Source organism: Pseudomonas sp. NBRC 111138, assembly GCF_001320835.1.
In the GTDB taxonomy this organism is placed as follows: Bacteria; Pseudomonadota; Gammaproteobacteria; order Pseudomonadales; family Pseudomonadaceae; genus Aquipseudomonas; species Aquipseudomonas paracarnis.
In genome coordinates, this window is the sequence record NZ_BCBO01000069.1 from 53,549 (window position 1) to 69,597 (window position 16,049).

At 58.8% G+C, this 16,049-nt stretch carries 17 protein-coding genes; 4 read left to right on the forward strand and 13 right to left on the reverse strand.

Features of this window, described 5'->3' with window-relative positions:
* Window positions 1-912, reverse strand: a complete 912-nt coding sequence (gene kdgD / locus APH41_RS12855) for a 5-dehydro-4-deoxyglucarate dehydratase (protein WP_003188537.1) — start codon at window positions 910-912, stop codon at window positions 1-3.
* A 233-nt stretch (window positions 913-1,145) separates the two neighbouring features.
* Here kdgD and APH41_RS12860 point away from each other — a divergent pair, with 233 nt between their 5' ends.
* The gene (locus tag APH41_RS12860; protein WP_054897028.1) at window positions 1,146-2,303 is read left to right on the forward strand and encodes a hypothetical protein; all 1,158 of its coding nucleotides are present in this window, start codon (window positions 1,146-1,148) and stop codon (window positions 2,301-2,303) included.
* Between the two features lie 141 nt (window positions 2,304-2,444).
* Here the strand turns inward: APH41_RS12860 and APH41_RS12865 are convergent, their stop codons facing one another.
* The 8 genes from APH41_RS12865 to rplM form a co-directional block, all read right to left on the reverse strand.
* Window positions 2,445-3,194, reverse strand: coding sequence for a FadR/GntR family transcriptional regulator (locus APH41_RS12865; RefSeq protein ID WP_054897029.1), 750 nt, complete (start codon window positions 3,192-3,194; stop codon window positions 2,445-2,447).
* Between the two features lie 159 nt (window positions 3,195-3,353).
* Entirely contained in the window at window positions 3,354-3,773 is a 420-nt protein-coding gene (locus APH41_RS12870) for a ClpXP protease specificity-enhancing factor (protein WP_014716912.1), read from the reverse strand.
* 17 nt (window positions 3,774-3,790) lie between these two features.
* Entirely contained in the window at window positions 3,791-4,408 is a 618-nt protein-coding gene (locus tag APH41_RS12875) for a glutathione S-transferase N-terminal domain-containing protein (RefSeq protein WP_003188529.1), read from the reverse strand.
* Window positions 4,409-4,556: 148 nt separating this feature from the next.
* On the reverse strand, window positions 4,557-5,336 hold the full coding sequence (locus tag APH41_RS12880) for a cytochrome c1 (protein ID WP_054919330.1): 780 nt from the start codon (window positions 5,334-5,336) through the stop codon (window positions 4,557-4,559).
* A complete protein-coding gene (locus tag APH41_RS12885) occupies window positions 5,336-6,547 on the reverse strand; it encodes a cytochrome bc complex cytochrome b subunit (RefSeq protein ID WP_003188526.1) in 1,212 nt (403 codons plus the stop codon). The genes APH41_RS12880 and APH41_RS12885 overlap by 1 nt, the downstream gene beginning before the upstream one ends.
* Window positions 6,547-7,140 (reverse strand): ubiquinol-cytochrome c reductase iron-sulfur subunit, encoded by a 594-nt coding sequence (gene petA / locus APH41_RS12890; RefSeq protein WP_003188524.1) that lies wholly within the window; start codon window positions 7,138-7,140, stop codon window positions 6,547-6,549. The genes APH41_RS12885 and petA overlap by 1 nt, the downstream gene beginning before the upstream one ends.
* Before the next feature lie 265 nt (window positions 7,141-7,405).
* Window positions 7,406-7,798 carry a 30S ribosomal protein S9 gene (gene rpsI / locus APH41_RS12895; protein ID WP_002555064.1) on the reverse strand — a complete coding sequence of 131 codons (393 nt, stop codon included), beginning with the start codon at window positions 7,796-7,798 and terminating at the stop codon, window positions 7,406-7,408.
* A 14-nt stretch (window positions 7,799-7,812) separates the two neighbouring features.
* Window positions 7,813-8,241, reverse strand: coding sequence for a 50S ribosomal protein L13 (gene rplM / locus APH41_RS12900; protein ID WP_003188508.1), 429 nt, complete (start codon window positions 8,239-8,241; stop codon window positions 7,813-7,815).
* Window positions 8,242-8,491: 250 nt separating this feature from the next.
* Between rplM and APH41_RS12905 the strand changes: the two genes are divergently transcribed.
* The gene (locus APH41_RS12905) at window positions 8,492-9,532 is read left to right on the forward strand and encodes an NADP(H)-dependent aldo-keto reductase (RefSeq protein WP_054919333.1); all 1,041 of its coding nucleotides are present in this window, start codon (window positions 8,492-8,494) and stop codon (window positions 9,530-9,532) included.
* A gap of 144 nt (window positions 9,533-9,676) precedes the next feature.
* Here the strand turns inward: APH41_RS12905 and APH41_RS12910 are convergent, their stop codons facing one another.
* A complete protein-coding gene (locus APH41_RS12910; RefSeq protein WP_054919336.1) occupies window positions 9,677-10,813 on the reverse strand; it encodes an acyl-CoA dehydrogenase family protein in 1,137 nt (378 codons plus the stop codon).
* 220 nt (window positions 10,814-11,033) lie between these two features.
* Between APH41_RS12910 and APH41_RS12915 the strand changes: the two genes are divergently transcribed.
* Window positions 11,034-11,954 carry a GlxA family transcriptional regulator gene (locus APH41_RS12915; protein WP_173647476.1) on the forward strand — a complete coding sequence of 307 codons (921 nt, stop codon included), beginning with the start codon at window positions 11,034-11,036 and terminating at the stop codon, window positions 11,952-11,954.
* A 137-nt stretch (window positions 11,955-12,091) separates the two neighbouring features.
* On the opposite strand, the gene zapE is transcribed toward APH41_RS12915, so the two are convergent.
* The 3 genes from zapE to APH41_RS12930 form a co-directional block, all read right to left on the reverse strand.
* Window positions 12,092-13,186, reverse strand: coding sequence for a cell division protein ZapE (gene zapE, locus APH41_RS12920; protein WP_003188500.1), 1,095 nt, complete (start codon window positions 13,184-13,186; stop codon window positions 12,092-12,094).
* A 79-nt stretch (window positions 13,187-13,265) separates the two neighbouring features.
* Window positions 13,266-14,624 (reverse strand): tryptophan--tRNA ligase, encoded by a 1,359-nt coding sequence (locus APH41_RS12925; RefSeq protein ID WP_054919341.1) that lies wholly within the window; start codon window positions 14,622-14,624, stop codon window positions 13,266-13,268.
* 16 nt (window positions 14,625-14,640) lie between these two features.
* Window positions 14,641-15,270 carry an alpha/beta hydrolase gene (locus APH41_RS12930; RefSeq protein WP_054919343.1) on the reverse strand — a complete coding sequence of 210 codons (630 nt, stop codon included), beginning with the start codon at window positions 15,268-15,270 and terminating at the stop codon, window positions 14,641-14,643.
* 146 nt (window positions 15,271-15,416) lie between these two features.
* Here APH41_RS12930 and APH41_RS12935 point away from each other — a divergent pair, with 146 nt between their 5' ends.
* Window positions 15,417-15,854 carry a YhcB family protein gene (locus APH41_RS12935; protein ID WP_003171734.1) on the forward strand — a complete coding sequence of 146 codons (438 nt, stop codon included), beginning with the start codon at window positions 15,417-15,419 and terminating at the stop codon, window positions 15,852-15,854.
* The last annotated feature ends 195 nt before the right edge of the window (window positions 15,855-16,049 follow it).

Sequence of the window (16,049 nt, forward strand, 5' to 3'; positions counted from 1 at the left end):
TTATTGCGCGCCTTGCTTGTCGATCAGCGCGGCGAGGGCTTCGTACTCTTCCGGCAGCAGGTCGGTCAGTGGCGTGCGCACCGGGCCTGCGTCATAACCGACGATTTTCGCACCGGCCTTGACGATGCTCACCGCGTAACCGGCCTTGCGGTTACGGATATCCAGGTATGGCAGGAAGAAGTCGTCAATGATCTTGCCAACGGTGGCGTGATCTTCGCGGGCAATGGCGTGGTAGAAATCCATCGCCGTCTTGGGGATGAAGTTGAACACCGCCGAGGAGTACACCGGCACGCCTAGGGCCTTGTAGGCCGCGGCGTAAACCTCTGCGGTCGGCAAGCCACCGAGGTAGCTGAAACGGTCGCCCAGGCGACGGCGGATCGACACCATCAGCTCGATATCACCCAGGCCATCCTTGTAGCCGATCAGGTTCGGGCAGCGCTCGGCCAGGCGCTCCAGCAGCGGTGCGGTCAGGCGGCAGACATTGCGGTTGTACACCACCACGCCGATCTTGACCGACTTGCACACGGCTTCAACGTGGGCGGCAACCCCGTCCTGGCTGGCTTCGGTGAGGTAGTGCGGCAGCAGCAACAGACCTTTGGCGCCGAGGCGTTCGGCCTCTTGGGCATACTCGATGGCCTGGCGGGTGGCACCGCCTACACCGGCCAGGATCGGCACGCTGGACGCACAGGTATCCACGGCGGTTTTCACTACTTGGGAATATTCGCTGGCCGCCAGGGAGAAAAACTCACCTGTGCCACCTGCGGCGAACAAGGCGCTGGCGCCATAAGGGGCCAGCCATTCCAGGCGCTTGATGTAACCCGCCTGGTGGAAATCACCCTGGGCGTTGAAATCGGTCACCGGGAAAGACAGCAGACCGTGGGAGAGGATGGACTTCAGTTCTTGTGGATTCATTATTCGAACACCCTGGGCGAAGACTTTCTAACGAAAGGTTGTTGTTGGTTTTGATGATGTCGTACGTCATCGTACAACTATAAATAGATTCGTCAACTGCAATTCATCCGGCGTAATCCCGCGAAGGCTTAAGACGCGGCTCTTGACGTAGGAAATTTCTCACCTATGATTCAGAAAGCTGTATGCATATACAGTTATCACGGAAGATTCCTACGACATAGCAAGGAGCTAACATGTCAGGTCTTGAACTCGCAGCACCCGAAAAAACACCACCTACCCTGCGCTTCGAAGGCGGTGAACACACCGCCATCGGCGATGACACCCTGCTTCGCTTCGTCAAGGACGCCCCGGCCATTCCTGCGCGCCAAGTCGAACTGCACCTGCCCAACGGGCTTGCGCTGACCTATGGCCAAGTGATCGCCCTGGGCGGCGACTTCTATGGCATCCCCGGCCAACCGATCAGCGAGGGCAATTCTCCGGCCGAGCGCGTGCAACGCTTCACCGCGGCCTTCAATTCTCTTGCCGTGTTGCCTGCTTCACGGGAAGAAGCGCAGAAGATCCTGGCGGTGATGCAAAAGGAGATCAACGCCGTCAACCAGGCGATCAAGGACGGCAAACAGCCTCATGAAGCCTATGACGCCTTGGGAGATACGTTGTCGGAGGAGTGGAACCGTATTACCGGTGGGGGCAGTGCTGTTTCGGCCCTCGTGCCGCTGGGCCGCTACCTGAAGCTGGCAGCGGACAACGCCGACCACTTCGGTGAATGGGCCCTGTCCGCCTACTTGGCCGGCCATACGGCAGCCTTGCAACAGGCAGTAGTGGCCCATCAGACCGGCACCGACCAGGCCCTGGAATTGGCCTACGCCATGAACAGCTTTGCCGATCATTTTTTGACCGACCTGTTTTCCGCCGGCCACCTGCGGGTACCGCGCAAACAACTGGCAGCGGTCGTGACGCCTGGAGAACTCGGCTCGCTGATCAGCCGCTTCATGCACGATGAAGACAGCAAATTCGGGCTCAAGGTGCGCAATGCCATGGGCGCTCAGTGGCATGCCTACGGCGACAAGCTCTACTTCGACAGCATCGACGCCGACAATCGCGTGCAGGTCAAACGGGCGGTACAGGCCTCGGCAGATGAAATCTTCGAAACCTTCATCAGCGGTATCGCGCCCTCCCCGGCTGAGTTCAAGGCACCGCTGTATGTGCCCGACCTGAACGCCGCGCAAAACCCGGCGAATAACTTCTCGCCGCTGTTCAAGATGGAGGGGGACAAGGTGCTGCGGCGCAAGGACGTCAACGATTTGAACGACAAGCACTGGACCAATGATTGGTGGGGGTGGAGTACGTACTTGCGGCTTAAAGACTACAAGCCAAACCAACCCGTCAACTAACGGCTGGCATGATCGTTCCCACGCTCTGCGTGGGAATACAGCCTATGACGCTCCGCGTCACCCTGCGAGGGCTTGAGAAGTTCACGCGCATCGGGACGCGGAGCGTCCATAGAGGCGTTACCACGCAGAGCGTGGGAACGATCAGACCCGCTGCGCCTCTGCCTCTTCATGGGCATGGCGCAGTCGTTCGCGACTGTTGGTCAAATGCAAGCGCATCGCAGCCCGCGCCGCATCCGAATCCTGGCGGGCTATCGCCTCGTAGATCTCTTCGTGTTCGCGGCTCAAGCGGCTCATGTAGTGCTGTTGATCATCATGGGCCAGGCGCGCCGAATTCAGGCGGGTACGCGGAATGATGCTGGTGCCCAGGTGGGTCATGATGTCGGTGAAGTAGCGGTTGCCGGTAGACAGTGCAATTTCCAGGTGGAAGGCAAAGTCCGACGCCACCGCATCGCCGGCGTGGGCCGCACTCTCATTCAAGGCATCGAGGGCCGCACGCATGGCCGCCAGTTGCTCCTCGCTGCGACGCAGCGCCGCGAGGCCCGCAGACTCCACTTCCAGGCTGATACGCAGCTCCAGAATCGCCAGCACATCGCGCAAGGTCACCACGGTGGCCGGGTCTATGCGAAAACCGCTGGGGCTTGGCGTGTCCAGCACGAAGGTGCCGATACCGTGGCGAGTCTCGACCTGCCCCGCCGCTTGCAGGCGCGAGATGGCTTCACGCACCACCGTCCGGCTGACGCCATGGGCGTCCATGATCGCCGACTCGGTCGGCAGCTTGTCGCCGCGTTTGAGCTGGCCATCGCGGATCTGCTCGGACAACACCGTGACCAATTCCTGGGCAAGGCTGCGGCGCTTGCGGGGAAGACGTGGGGCGGCGTTGGCGTTTTCCATGATGAACCATCTTTCTCGACGAACTAAAGACCGCATCATAGCCCATGGTGGTTGTACGATCACCGTTCTGGCGCGACTTTCATCCATATCCTTCACGCAAAAAAAATGCCCCGACCGACGTCGGGGCATTTTTCAGATGGATCTGTAAGCGAAATCCGCCTACTTCACCACTTTCAAGCTTGGCCGACCGCTAGGGCGCGGCGGCTCGGTATCCGGTGGCGGTACATCATCACCGTCTTCGCCTTCGATCGTTTCGTCATCCTCCAAAGGCGACTCCAGATCGAACACCATGCCCTGGCCATTTTCCCGGGCGTAGATCCCGAGGATGGCACCGATGGGCACGAACAGCGTATGGGGCACACCGCCGAAACGCCCTTCGAAGCTCACCGCTTCGTTGTCCATGTGCAGGTGGCGCACGGCACTGGGCGATACGTTCAGCACAATCTGTCCGTCACTGGCAAAACCCTGGGGTACCTGAACCGCAGGAAATTCGGAATTGACCAGCATGTGCGGGGTGCAATCGTTGTCCACAATCCACTCATAGAGCGCGCGGACCAGGTAAGGTCGACTGGAGTTCATCAACGGCTCCTTAAGCCTTAGCGCATATCACGTTCGGCACCAGACAGACTTGCCTGGAAAGCCTCACGCGCAAACTGGCGCTCCATGTAATCAAGCAACGGCTTGGCCGGCCGTGGCAGTTCAATGCCCAGAATCGGCAAGCGCCAGAGTATGGGTAATAGGCAGCAATCCACCAAGCTTTGTTCCTCACTGAGGAAAAAAGGTTTATCGGCGAACAACGGCGAAACGCCGGTGAGGCTCTCGCGCAATTCCTTGCGCGCCTGCACACGAGCGGCTTCTTTGGAACGCGAATCCAGGATCACATCCACCAACCCGCACCAGTCACGCTGGATCCGATGGATCAGCAGGCGGCTGTTGGCACGCGCCACCGGGTACACCGGCAGCAAAGGCGGATGAGGGTAACGCTCATCCAAGTATTCCATCACCACGGTCGACTCCCACAACGCCAGGTCACGATCGACCAGGGTGGGCAAGCTGCCGTAAGGGTTCACTTCGATCAGCTTCGGCGGCTGACGGCCCGCCTCCACACTGATGATCTCGGCGCTGACACCCTTCTCTGCGAGCACGATGCGTACTCGGTGGGAATAGTGGTCGGCGGGGTCGGAGTAACAGGCCAACCGGTTGGTCACGCCCATGGCGGTCCTCCTCGCTTGTTGAAATTATCGAAAGCTCAAAAACGAGCGCGCCCAGAAAGCATCCCTGTAACGTCCGGTTCAAACCGACGCTACGTGTTCAGAGATGCCGCTGGGCGCGCAAGATTAACAGCAATTGCTTACGGTTGGATCAATGCACATCCTTCCAGTATTCACGCTTGAGCAAATAAGCGAATACAAAGAAGAAAGCCAGGTACAGCAAGACGTAGGTACCGATGCGCTGATGCTGCAGTTTGACCGGGTTGGCCGAGTAGGCCAGGAAGGTCACCAGGTTCTTGACCTTCTCGTCGAACTGCTCTTCGTTCAGCGTACCGGTCTTGGGCACGATGGTCAGTTGATCGCACGCTTCATGGGTCAGCGGCGTGCCGGTCAACGGATCATATTGCTTCTTGCCGTCTTCAACGATCTGAACCTGTTTGCATCCTACCACCTGGCGCCCCTGCAGGCCGACCAGAACGTTCGGCATGCCGACGTTCGGGAAGACTTTGTTGTTCACGCCATAGGGGCGTGCAGGGTCTTCGTAGAAGGATTTGAGGTAACCGTAGAGCCAGTCGGTACCGCGTACACGAGCCACCAGGGTGAGGTCGGGGGGCGCGGCGCCGAACCAGGTCTTGGCGTCGGCCGGCTGCATGCCGATGTTCATGTGGTCGCCGATCTTGGCGCCTGTGAACACAGCATGGCTGAGCATCACCTCATGGGGAATTCCCAGGTCATCGGCAACGCGCTCGTACCGTTGGAACTTGGCGCTGTGGCACCCCATGCAGTAGTTGGTGAATGTACGCAGCCCATCCTGCATGGCGGCTTTGTCAGACACATCGATATCGACTTTTTCCAGCTGCGCACCATGTTCGGCAGCGAAGGACAGTAGCGGCAGCGCCGCAAGCACGAATGCAACGAGTAATTTTTTCATCAGCCAGTCACCCTTTCCGGAACCGGTTTGGTCTTCTCGAGCCGGGTATAGAACGGCATCAGAATAAAGTAGGCGAAGTACAGGAAGGTGCAGACCTGCGACAGCAAGGTCCGTTCAGGGGTGGGCGCCAATACACCCAACACACCCAGGATCACGAACGAAATGCAGAACACCCACAGCCAGATCTTGCTCAGCCAGCCTTTGTAGCGCATTGACTTGACCGGGCTACGGTCGAGCCACGGCAGCACGAACAGCACCGCGATGGCCGCGCCCATGGCGATCACGCCCATGAGTTTGTCGGGGATCGCACGCAAGATCGCGTAGAACGGCGTGAAGTACCAGACCGGGGCAATGTGCTCAGGTGTCTTGAAAGCGTTGGCCTGTTCGAAGTTAGGCTTCTCCAGGAAATAACCACCCATCTCCGGGAAAAAGAACACGATCGAGCAGAACACAAACAGGAACACGACCACGCCGACAATGTCTTTCACGGTGTAGTACGGGTGGAACGGAATGCCATCCAGCGGGATGCCGTTTTCGTCCTTGTGCTTCTTGATGTCCACGCCATCCGGGTTGTTGGAACCCACTTCGTGCAGCGCCAGGATATGCAATACCACCAGGCCCAGGATCACGATCGGCAAGGCCACCACGTGCAAGGCGAAGAAGCGGTTCAGGGTGATGCCGGAGATCAGGTAGTCACCACGAATCCACTGGGTCAGGTCGTTGCCGATCACCGGGATTGCGCCGAACAGCGAGATGATCACCTGGGCGCCCCAGTAAGACATCTGGCCCCAAGGTAGCAGGTAGCCCATGAAGGCTTCGGCCATCAGCGCCAGATAGATCAACATGCCGAAGACCCACACCAGCTCACGGGGCTTCTGGTACGAGCCGTAGAGCAGGCCGCGGAACATGTGCAGGTAGACGACGATAAAGAACGCCGACGCGCCGGTGGAGTGCAGCAGGCGCAGGATCGAGCCGTACTCGACATCACGCATGATGTATTCGACAGAGGCAAACGCCTCTTCCGCCGACGGCGTGTAGCTCATCGTCAACCACACGCCGGTGACGATCTGGTTGACCAGCACCAACAGGGCCAGGGAGCCGAAGAAGTAGAAGAAGTTGAAGTTTTTCGGCGCGTAATATTTGCTGAGATGGTCTTCCCACATTTTAGTGGCGGGGAAGCGCGCATCCACCCAATCCATGAACTTGCTCATCACGCGTTCTCCTTGTCGAGGCCAATGACAATGATGTCGTCAGATTCGTAATTGTGAGGAGGAACCGGCAGGTTCAGGGGGGCGGGCTGGGATTTGTAGACGCGGCCCGCGAGGTCATAGTGGGAACCGTGGCACGGGCAGAAATAACCGCCGACCCAGTCTTTGCCCAAATCGACAGGCGCCACTTCCGGGCGGAAGGTAGGTGAGCAACCCAGATGGGTACAAAGACCAACCAGCAGCAGAATCTCTGGTTTGATCGAACGTGCTTCGTTCTTGGCGTAGGCGGGCTGGTCGGACTTTTCGGATGTCGGGTCAGACAGCTGGCCTTCGATCTTCTTCAGATTCCCCAGGATTTCCTCGGTACGACGAACAATGAAAACCGGCTGGCCGCGCCACTCAGCAATCATCTGCTGGCCTGGCTCGATCTTGCTGACATTCACCTTCACCGGTGCACCTGCGGCTTTCGCCTTGGCACTGGGAAACCATGACCCCACGAACGGGACCGCAGCCCCCACCGCTCCTGCAGCACCCACCACGGACGTGGCTGCTACCAAGAAGCGACGCCGGCCTGCATTCACGCCGTCATTGCTCATTCAGTCCTCTCCCATCAGCTTTTTGGCCTGTTAAATCAGGCGTCTACTAAGTGTTGAATCTTTACTTATAAAAATTTTGACGGATGGTAATGAAAAGCCCCACGTATGACAAGGGAATTGCCCGGGGCTCCGTCTCCAGGCCTTGTAGTATAGGGGGTCTACGGATGTGGCAAGTTGTCACGGCGAAAAATGTGCATAAATCACAGGCAATAAAAAACGCCCAGCTCCGTGAGGAGCTGGGCGTTTTTGTGGAACGTAAAGCGAATTAACGCTTCGAGTACTGCGGACGCTTACGCGCTTTACGCAGACCGACTTTCTTACGTTCAACTTCACGAGCATCGCGAGTCACGAAGCCAGCTTTGCGCAGAGCGCCACGCAGGGTTTCGTCGTACTGCATCAGAGCGCGAGTGATACCGTGGCGGATTGCGCCAGCTTGACCACTTACACCGCCACCGATAACGGTGACGTAGATGTCGAACTTTTCAACGGTCTCGGTCAATTCCAGCGGCTGACGAACTACCATGCGGGCAGTTTCGCGGCCGAAGAAGTTGTCCAGGGAGCGGTTGTTGATCGAGATGTTACCAGTGCCCGGACGCAGGAAAACGCGTGCGGTTGCGGTTTTGCGACGGCCAGTGCCGTAATTTTGAGTCGCCGACATAATGAACTATTCCGTTAAAACTTCAGTTCTTGGGGCTGCTGAGCAGCATGAGGGTGTACAGCGCCCGCATAGACTTTCAGCTTGCGAAACATATCGCGACCCAGTGGGCCCTTAGGCAGCATGCCTTTGACCGCGATTTCGATCGGGGCTTCAGGCTTCTTGGCAATCAGGCCTTCGAAGTTGGAAGACTTGATACCGCCTGGGAAACCGGAGTGACGGTAGTACATTTTGTCGCTTGCTTTGTTGCCGGTTACACGAACCTGCTCAGCATTGATGATGACGATGTAGTCGCCGGTATCAACGTGCGGGGTGTATTCAGGCTTGTGCTTGCCACGCAGACGGCTGGCGACTTCAGTGGCCAGACGACCCAGGGTCTGACCAGCGGCGTCGACGACAAACCAGTCGCGCTGAACTGTTTCCGGTTTTGCAGTAAAAGTTGTCATTCTTTAATAGCCTCAGGGGCCGCCTGTAAATTTAGACGGCGGATCTTACTGAATAGTGCGTACTTTGACAAGGTCAAAGGCAGCCGGATACAGACGCTATCGGGGGCTCGGGTCGGCGCGTCCGTTCAACGGCAAGATTCTTCGGCAGGCGGCGCATCACTTCCACTGCAGAAAGAGGTGGGCAATTATGCAGATTGCGAAAAAAAATTCAACCTGCTTTTATGATTGTTTTACCCCGAAGGAGTACCCGATGGATTACCGACAGCTGGGCCGCACCGATCTGAATGTCAGCGCGATCGCGTTGGGCACCATGACCTGGGGCGAGCAGAACAGCGAGGCAGAGGCCTTCGCGCAGATCGAAAGGGCCAAGGCCGCGGGGATCAACTTCCTCGACACCGCAGAAATGTACCCGGTGCCGCCCAAGGCCGACACCTACGCCACCACCGAGCGCTACATCGGCAACTACTTCAAAAGCCGTGGCGACCGCGCCGACTGGATTCTCGCCAGCAAGATCGCCGGCCCCGGCAACACCATCGACTATATCCGCGATGGCCACCTGCGCCACAACCGCAAGCACATCGCCGCAGCCCTGGACGCCAGCCTCAAGCGCCTGCAGACCGAGTGGATCGACCTCTACCAACTGCATTGGCCGGAGCGCAGCACCAACTTCTTCGGCCAGTTGAGCTACAAGCACAAGGACGAAGACGACCTCACCCCACTGGAGGAAACGCTCGAAGCCCTGGATGAACAGGTAAAGGCCGGCAAGATCCGCCACATTGGCCTGTCCAACGAAACGCCGTGGGGCGCCATGAAATTCCTCGCCCTGGCCGAAGCCCGCGGTTGGCCGCGCGCCGTGTCGATCCAGAACCCCTACAACCTGCTCAACCGCAGCTTTGAAGTGGGCCTGGCGGAGGTTGCCATTCGTGAACAGTGCGGCTTGTTGGCTTATTCGCCTTTGGCGTTCGGCATGCTCAGTGGCAAGTACGAAAATGGCGCTCGCCCGGCCAAGGCGCGCCTGACCGAGTACAGCCGCTTCAGCCGCTACTTCAACCCGCAATCGGAAGCGGCGTGCAGCCGGTATGTGGCTCTTGCGCGGGAACATGGCCTGGACCCGGCGCAGATGGCGCTGGCGTTTGTGACACAGCAGCCGTTTGTGACCAGCAATATCATTGGGGCCACATCACTGGAACAACTGGACAGCAACATCGCCAGTGCCGAACTGAAATTGTCGAAAGAGGTGCTGGAAGGGATTGAGGCGATTCAGAAGGATCATCCGAATCCAGCACCTTGATTGATCCGCACTGATCGTTCCCACGCTCCGCGTGGGAATGCCGCCTCGGACGCTCTGCGTCCGCTTTCAGAGTCGTGACGCGGAGCGTCACATGAGGCGTTCCCACGCGGAGCGTGGGAACGATCAATCAAGAGCACCTAACAATCAAAGCGCCCGCGCAATGATCTCTTTCATGATCTCATTGGTCCCCGCATAAATGCGCTGCACCCGCGCATCCGCCCAGGCCCGGGCAATCGGGTATTCCCACATGAAGCCGTAGCCGCCATGCAACTGCACGCACTCATCGAGCACATTGCATTGCAGGTCCGTGGCCCAGTACTTGGCCATCGCCGCTGTGGGCACGTCCAGCTTGCCTTCCAGATGCAAGGCCATGCACTGATCGACAAACACGCGGCCAATCTGAATCTCGGTGGCCATCTCCGCCAGCTTGAACCGGGTGTTCTGGAAATCGGCAATCGCCTTGCCGAACGCCTTGCGCTCTCGCGTGTACTCGAGGGTCCATTGCAACGCTGCTTCGGCTGAGGACAGCGCGCCAATCGCCACGGTCAGGCGTTCTTGTGGCAGCTCCTGCATCAGGTAGGCAAAGCCCATGCCCGCCTGGCCCAGCAGGTTTTCCTTGGGCACGCGCACATCCTGGAAGAACAGTTCCGAGGTGTCCTGCGCCTTCATGCCGACTTTCTCCAGGCGCTTGCCCTTGTCGAAGCCCGGCGTGTCGGCTTCCACCAGGAACAGACTGGTGCCCTTGGCGCCAGCCTTGGGGTCGGTCTTGGCGACGACAATCACCAGATCGGCCAGGTAGCCGTTGGTGATAAAGGTCTTGGAGCCGTTGATCACGTACTCATCACCCTCCAAAACCGCTGTGGTCTTGACGCCCTGCAGGTCGGAACCAGCGCCCGGCTCGGTCATGGCAATGGCCGTGACCATCTCCCCGGAGATCAACTTGGGCAGGTACTTGTGCTTCAGTGCTTCACTGCCGTAATGCAGGATGTAAGGCGCGACGATATCCGAGTGCAGGGAAAAGCCGATGCCGGTCAAACCCAGGCGGCTGACTTCTTCGATCACCACCGCGCTGTAGAGAAAATCCGCGCCCAGCCCGCCATATTCCTCTGGCAGGTGGGAACACAACATGCCCGCCTCCCCCGCCTGGTTCCACAGGTTACGTTCGATATAGCCCTGCTTTTCCCATTGCCCATGGAAGGGCACGGCGTGCTTTTCGAGAAAGGTGCGCACGCTCTCACGGAAGAGTTCGTGCTCCGAGCTGAACAAGGTTCTAGGGATCATGGGTCACCTGCGTGGATTGTCGGACAAGGACGAGCCCACAGAGCCTATGCCCCGAAGGCGTCACGGGACACTGGACACATGCGACAAAAAATAAGACGATCCAGCCGTCTGGTGACCACTTTCCCCTATAAGAATAAATGAAATTATGTCTAACCAAATCTCCACGCCGTTGCGGCGCGTCAGCATTTTGGCCATTGATCGGGTATTCGCTTCAACCCTCATGCAAGCCAAGGATTTCTTCCATCTCGCCAGCCTGCGCCATGGCAAACAGCAAGGCCTGGGCCTGACCCCAGGGTTCGAAACGCGCCTGGTCAGCCCCGACGGCCAGTCCGTGCGCAGCTTCAGCGATGTGATCATGCCAGTGGACGGCGGCCTCGAAGACGCCGACATCATTGTGCTGCCGGCCTTCTGGGACGACTTCGATGCCCTGTGCTCCCGCTACCCGCAGGTGCTGCCGTGGCTGCGCGAACAGCACGCCCGCGGCGCCGTTCTCTGCGGCGAGGCCACCGGGGTGTTCTGGCTGGCCGAAGCCGGGCTGCTCGATGGCAAGGAGGCGACCACCTACTGGCGCTTCTTCAATGCCTTCACAGAGCGCTTCCCCAAGGTGCAACTCAACCAGGACAAGCACCTCACGGATGCCGATAACCTGTATTGCGCCGGCGGCACCACGTCGGCCTGCGACCTTTATATCTACCTGATCGAACGCTTCTGCGGCGCCAACATCGCCCAGGCGGTGGCCCGCGACATTCTCTATGAGGTGCAGCGCAACTATTCACCGGGGCGGATCGGGTTTGGCGGGCAGAAGCTGCATCAGGACGTGATCATCCTGCAGATCCAGCATTGGCTTGAAGAGCACTTTGCCGACAAATTCCGCTTTGAAGACGTTGCCCGGGAACACGGCATGAGCATCCGCAACTTCATGCGCCGCTTCCAGACCGCCACCGGTGACAAGCCGCTGCACTACCTGCAGCGCCTACGCATCGAAACGGCCAAGGGCTTGCTCTCGGGCAGCCGCAAGAGCATCAAGACCATCAGCTACGAGGTGGGTTACGACGATGCGAGTTTCTTTGCGCGGCTGTTCAGGCAGCACACGGAGTTGTCGCCGAACCAGTACAGGCAGCAATTCCAGCAAGCCGCCTGACCTCAGACCAACACAAACCATTGTGGGAGCTGGCTTGCCTGCGATGACGGTGTATCAGCCAGCCTATAGTTGGCTGATACACCCCCATCGCGGGCAAGCCGGCTCCCACATTAGATATCCATTGAGCCGGAGATTGATTAAGGCTTGTGCCCGCGCGACAGGAACTCGTGGGACTGCATCTCCAGCAAACGGCTCAGGGTGCGCTGGAATTCGAAATTCAAGCGGCCGCCGGTATAGAGGTCCTTGAGTTCGACTTCCGCCGAGATGATCAGCTTGACGTTACGGTCGTAGAACTCATCGACCATGTTGATGAACCGTCGGGCGATATCGTCGGTGGTCACGCCCATCTGTTCCACACCACTCAAGATCACGGCGTGGAAGATCTTGCCAAGCTCGATGTAATCGTTCTGGCTGCGTGGCCCATCGCACAGTTGGCGGAACTCGAACCAGGCCACGTCATCGCAGGTGCGCAGCGCGATGATTTCGCGGTTCTCGATCATCAGCTTGTCGTTTTCCACCGCTTGCGTGCATTCCGGCGTCAGCGCACGGAAGCTTTTCTTCAGGCTTTCGTGCGCCGCTTCGTTGAGCGGGAAGTGGAACAGCTCGGCTTGCTCCAGGTGACGCAAGCGGTAGTCGACGCCGCTGTCGACGTTGACGATATCGGTGTTCTGCTTGATCAGCGCAATGGCCGGCAGGAAGCGCGCACGTTGCAGGCCGTCCTTGTACAGGCCATCGGGCACGATGTTCGACGTGGCCACCAGGGTCACACCGTTCTTGAACAGTTCTTCCATCAGCGTGCCGAGGATCATGGCGTCGGTGATGTCAGAGACGAAGAATTCATCGAAGCAGATCACCCGGGCCTCTTGGGAGAAACGCTTGGCGATGATGGTCAGCGGGTTTTTCTCGCCCGGCAGGGTCTTCATCTCTTCGTGCACGCGCTTCATGAAGCGGTGGAAGTGCGTACGCACCTTTTCCTTGAACGGCAGCGCTTCAAAGAAGGTGTCTACCAGGTAAGTCTTGCCACGGCCCACGCCGCCCCAGAAATACAGGCCCTTGACCGGCGTGTGGTCTTTCTTGCCAAACAGCTTGCTGAACATCCCTGGCTTGCTTTGCGACGCGGCCACGAGGTCCTCGTACAGGCGCTGCAAATGACGCACGGCATTTTCCTGGGCCGCGTCGTGGAAGAACTCGGGGCGTTTCAGATCAGCTTGATATCGTTCTAGGGGCGTCATAATTTCGTTAGCAAGGCAACAAAAACGGGCCGACACTGTAACGACGGCCCTGGATAATGGCAATCAACCCTTGGTCGGGTTAATCCTCGATTGGGGCTAACGCAGCGCGCAAGGCTTCGATACCGGCATCTCGTTGCGCAGCATCCACGTAGAAAGCCGAGCTTTCTGCCACACACTCACCGTCGAGCCAAACATTGAAGCCATACGCTTCGGTGCGAATGTCCAAAGTTTGACCGGATTGCAATTGCTTAATCACCGCGCCGGCCTTTTTACCATCAGCAAATTCGCTCGACAGCAACAATGGCGAGCCATCGGCTGCAAGCACACGAAAGCGGAAGCTATCGCCTTCGCGGAAACTGAGGATACGTGAAGACTTTGCAGCTTTTTTCTTGCTGTTACTAATGGTGAAGTTGTCTTGGTTGACGAACGAACGCAGGCCCACCGCTTCACGCAGCTCGGCCAGGAACGGTGCCGCCACAGCGCGGGCCTTCTTGGCGCCGACCTGCAGCAGGTCCTCCATGTCCGATGGGCGCGCCATCAGTTGATGGTAACGCTCGCGCGCTTCGCCGAGCTGGCCGTCGAGCAGTTGGAACAGACGGTTCTTCGCCTCGCCCCAGCTTAGGCCTTCTAGCAGCTCGCCACGGAATTGGGCTTCCTGGGCCTTGGTCGCAAACGCCTGGTAGAGGGTGAACAGGTGCGAATTGTCCGGATCCTTGGCTTCGCCTGGCGCGCGGGAGTCGGTGACGATCCGCGAGATCGCGTCCTTCATGTCCTTGGCGCTGGTGAACAATGGGATGGTGTTGTCGTAGCTCTTGGACATCTTGCGGCCATCCAGGCCCGGCAAGGTGGCCACGCTTTCTTCGATCAACGCCTCGGGCATGGTGAAGAATTCTTTACCGTTGCCGAACAGGTGGTTGAAGCGCTGGCCGATGTCGCGGGCCATTTCCACGTGCTGGATCTGGTCGCGGCCCACCGGCACCTTGTGCGCGTTGAACATCAGGATGTCCGCTGCCATCAGCACCGGGTAGCTGTACAGGCCCATGCTGATCCCCGCATCCGGGTCTTCGCCGTTCTCCACGTTCTTGTCCACCGAGGCCTTGTAGGCATGGGCGCGGTTGAGCAGGCCCTTGGCGGCAACGCAGGTCAGCAGCCAGGTCAGCTCGGGGATTTCCGGGATGTCCGACTGGCGGTAGAACGTCACCCGGTTCACATCCAGACCACCGGCCAGCCAGGTCGCGGCGATTTCCATACGCGAGCGCTGGATGCGCTGCGGGTCATCGCATTTGATCAGGGCATGGTAGTCGGCCAGGAAGTAGAAGGAATCGGCATTCGCGTCTTCGCTGGCGAGGATCGCCGGGCGAATCGCACCGGCGTAGTTGCCCAGGTGCGGCGTGCCGGTGGTGGTGATGCCGGTGAGGATACGGGTACGGGTCGTCATGGGTGATCGCTTGTCATCAATTCGAAAGGCGTGGCAGCACCAGATCCTTGAGATCGGTCAGCTTGCCGTGAAAAAAGTGTCCGCATTCTGCCACTTTCAGCAACTCATGGGGGCGTTTGAGGGCGGCGGACCAGTCGTAGACCAGCTGCGGGTCAACCACTTCGTCGCTTTCCGGTTGGATCAGGGTCAACGGGCAGCCCAGCGGTAACGCGTCGGTATCGCGCAGGCGCATCACCGCAGCGGCAATCATGAACAGGTGTGCGAGCTTTTCACCTTTGGCTTCCAGGCGGCCGCCGAGGCTGGCGGCCACATACCCACCGAAAGAAAAACCGAGCAAGGTGATTGGCAGGTCCGGGTGCTTTTCCCGCAGCCAGGTGGCGGCCGCTTCAGCATCGTCGACCTCACCGGTGGACATATCGTGAGTACCGGCACTGGCACCTACGCCACGGTAATTGAAGCGCAAAGTAATCAAACCCGCATCGCGGGCAGTGCGTTGCAGGGTCGAGACGACTTTATTGAGCATGGTCCCCCCCTGCACCGGGTTAGGGTGGCAAACCAGCGCCAGGCCACGTGGTTCGGGGTGATCCAGGTACAAGGCTTCCAATTGGCCCACCGGGCCATCGATCAAAACGGGGGTTTCACGCATGAGCAAGGATGAACTCCGTGACCTCTCAAGGGGTCGACTCGTCTAGCTAAAAGTCTGTGCATGGCATCATTGCGAGCTTAATCGCGGTATACAGCGCAGGTTTGAGCCGTTAACGTAAAGCAAAGCCGTTTATAGAGGAAGGACTCGTGGAACACTCGCTCTTAGTTTGGTTGTTGCCGACTCTTGCCCTGGTTGCCGGTGTCGCCATTGGTTTCCTGGTTGCCCGCCTGCTGCCGAATGCCGCGCCTAACCGCACGCAGCGTCAGCTGGATGACATTCAGGAACGTTTTGACAGTTATCAGAACGAGGTTGTTACCCACTTCAACAGCACCGCGACCCTGGTCAAGAAGCTCACCCAGAGCTACCAGGAAGTACAGGATCACCTCGCCGATGGCGCTAACCGCCTGGCCCTCGACGACATCACCCGCCAGCGCCTGCTGGCCGCGCTGCATTCCGATGCACCGCAAACCCCACGGGAACGCCTGACCCCGCCTCGGGAAAACCAGGAGCCACCACGGGACTACGCGCCAAAGACGCCGAACGCTCCAGGCATGTTGGATGAGCATTACGGCTTGAAGAAGTAAGTCATCTTCGAGCAACAAAAAGCCCGGCTGATCGATGATCTGCCGGGCTTTTTGTTGGGTGCCTGAACCATCAGACAACACCATGTCCCTGTGGGAGCTGGCTTGCCTGCGATAGCGGTGTGCCCGTTGACACACCTGCCTCAGGCACTCCGCCATCGCGGGCAAGCCCGGCTCCCACATTGAGCGAGCAGGCAC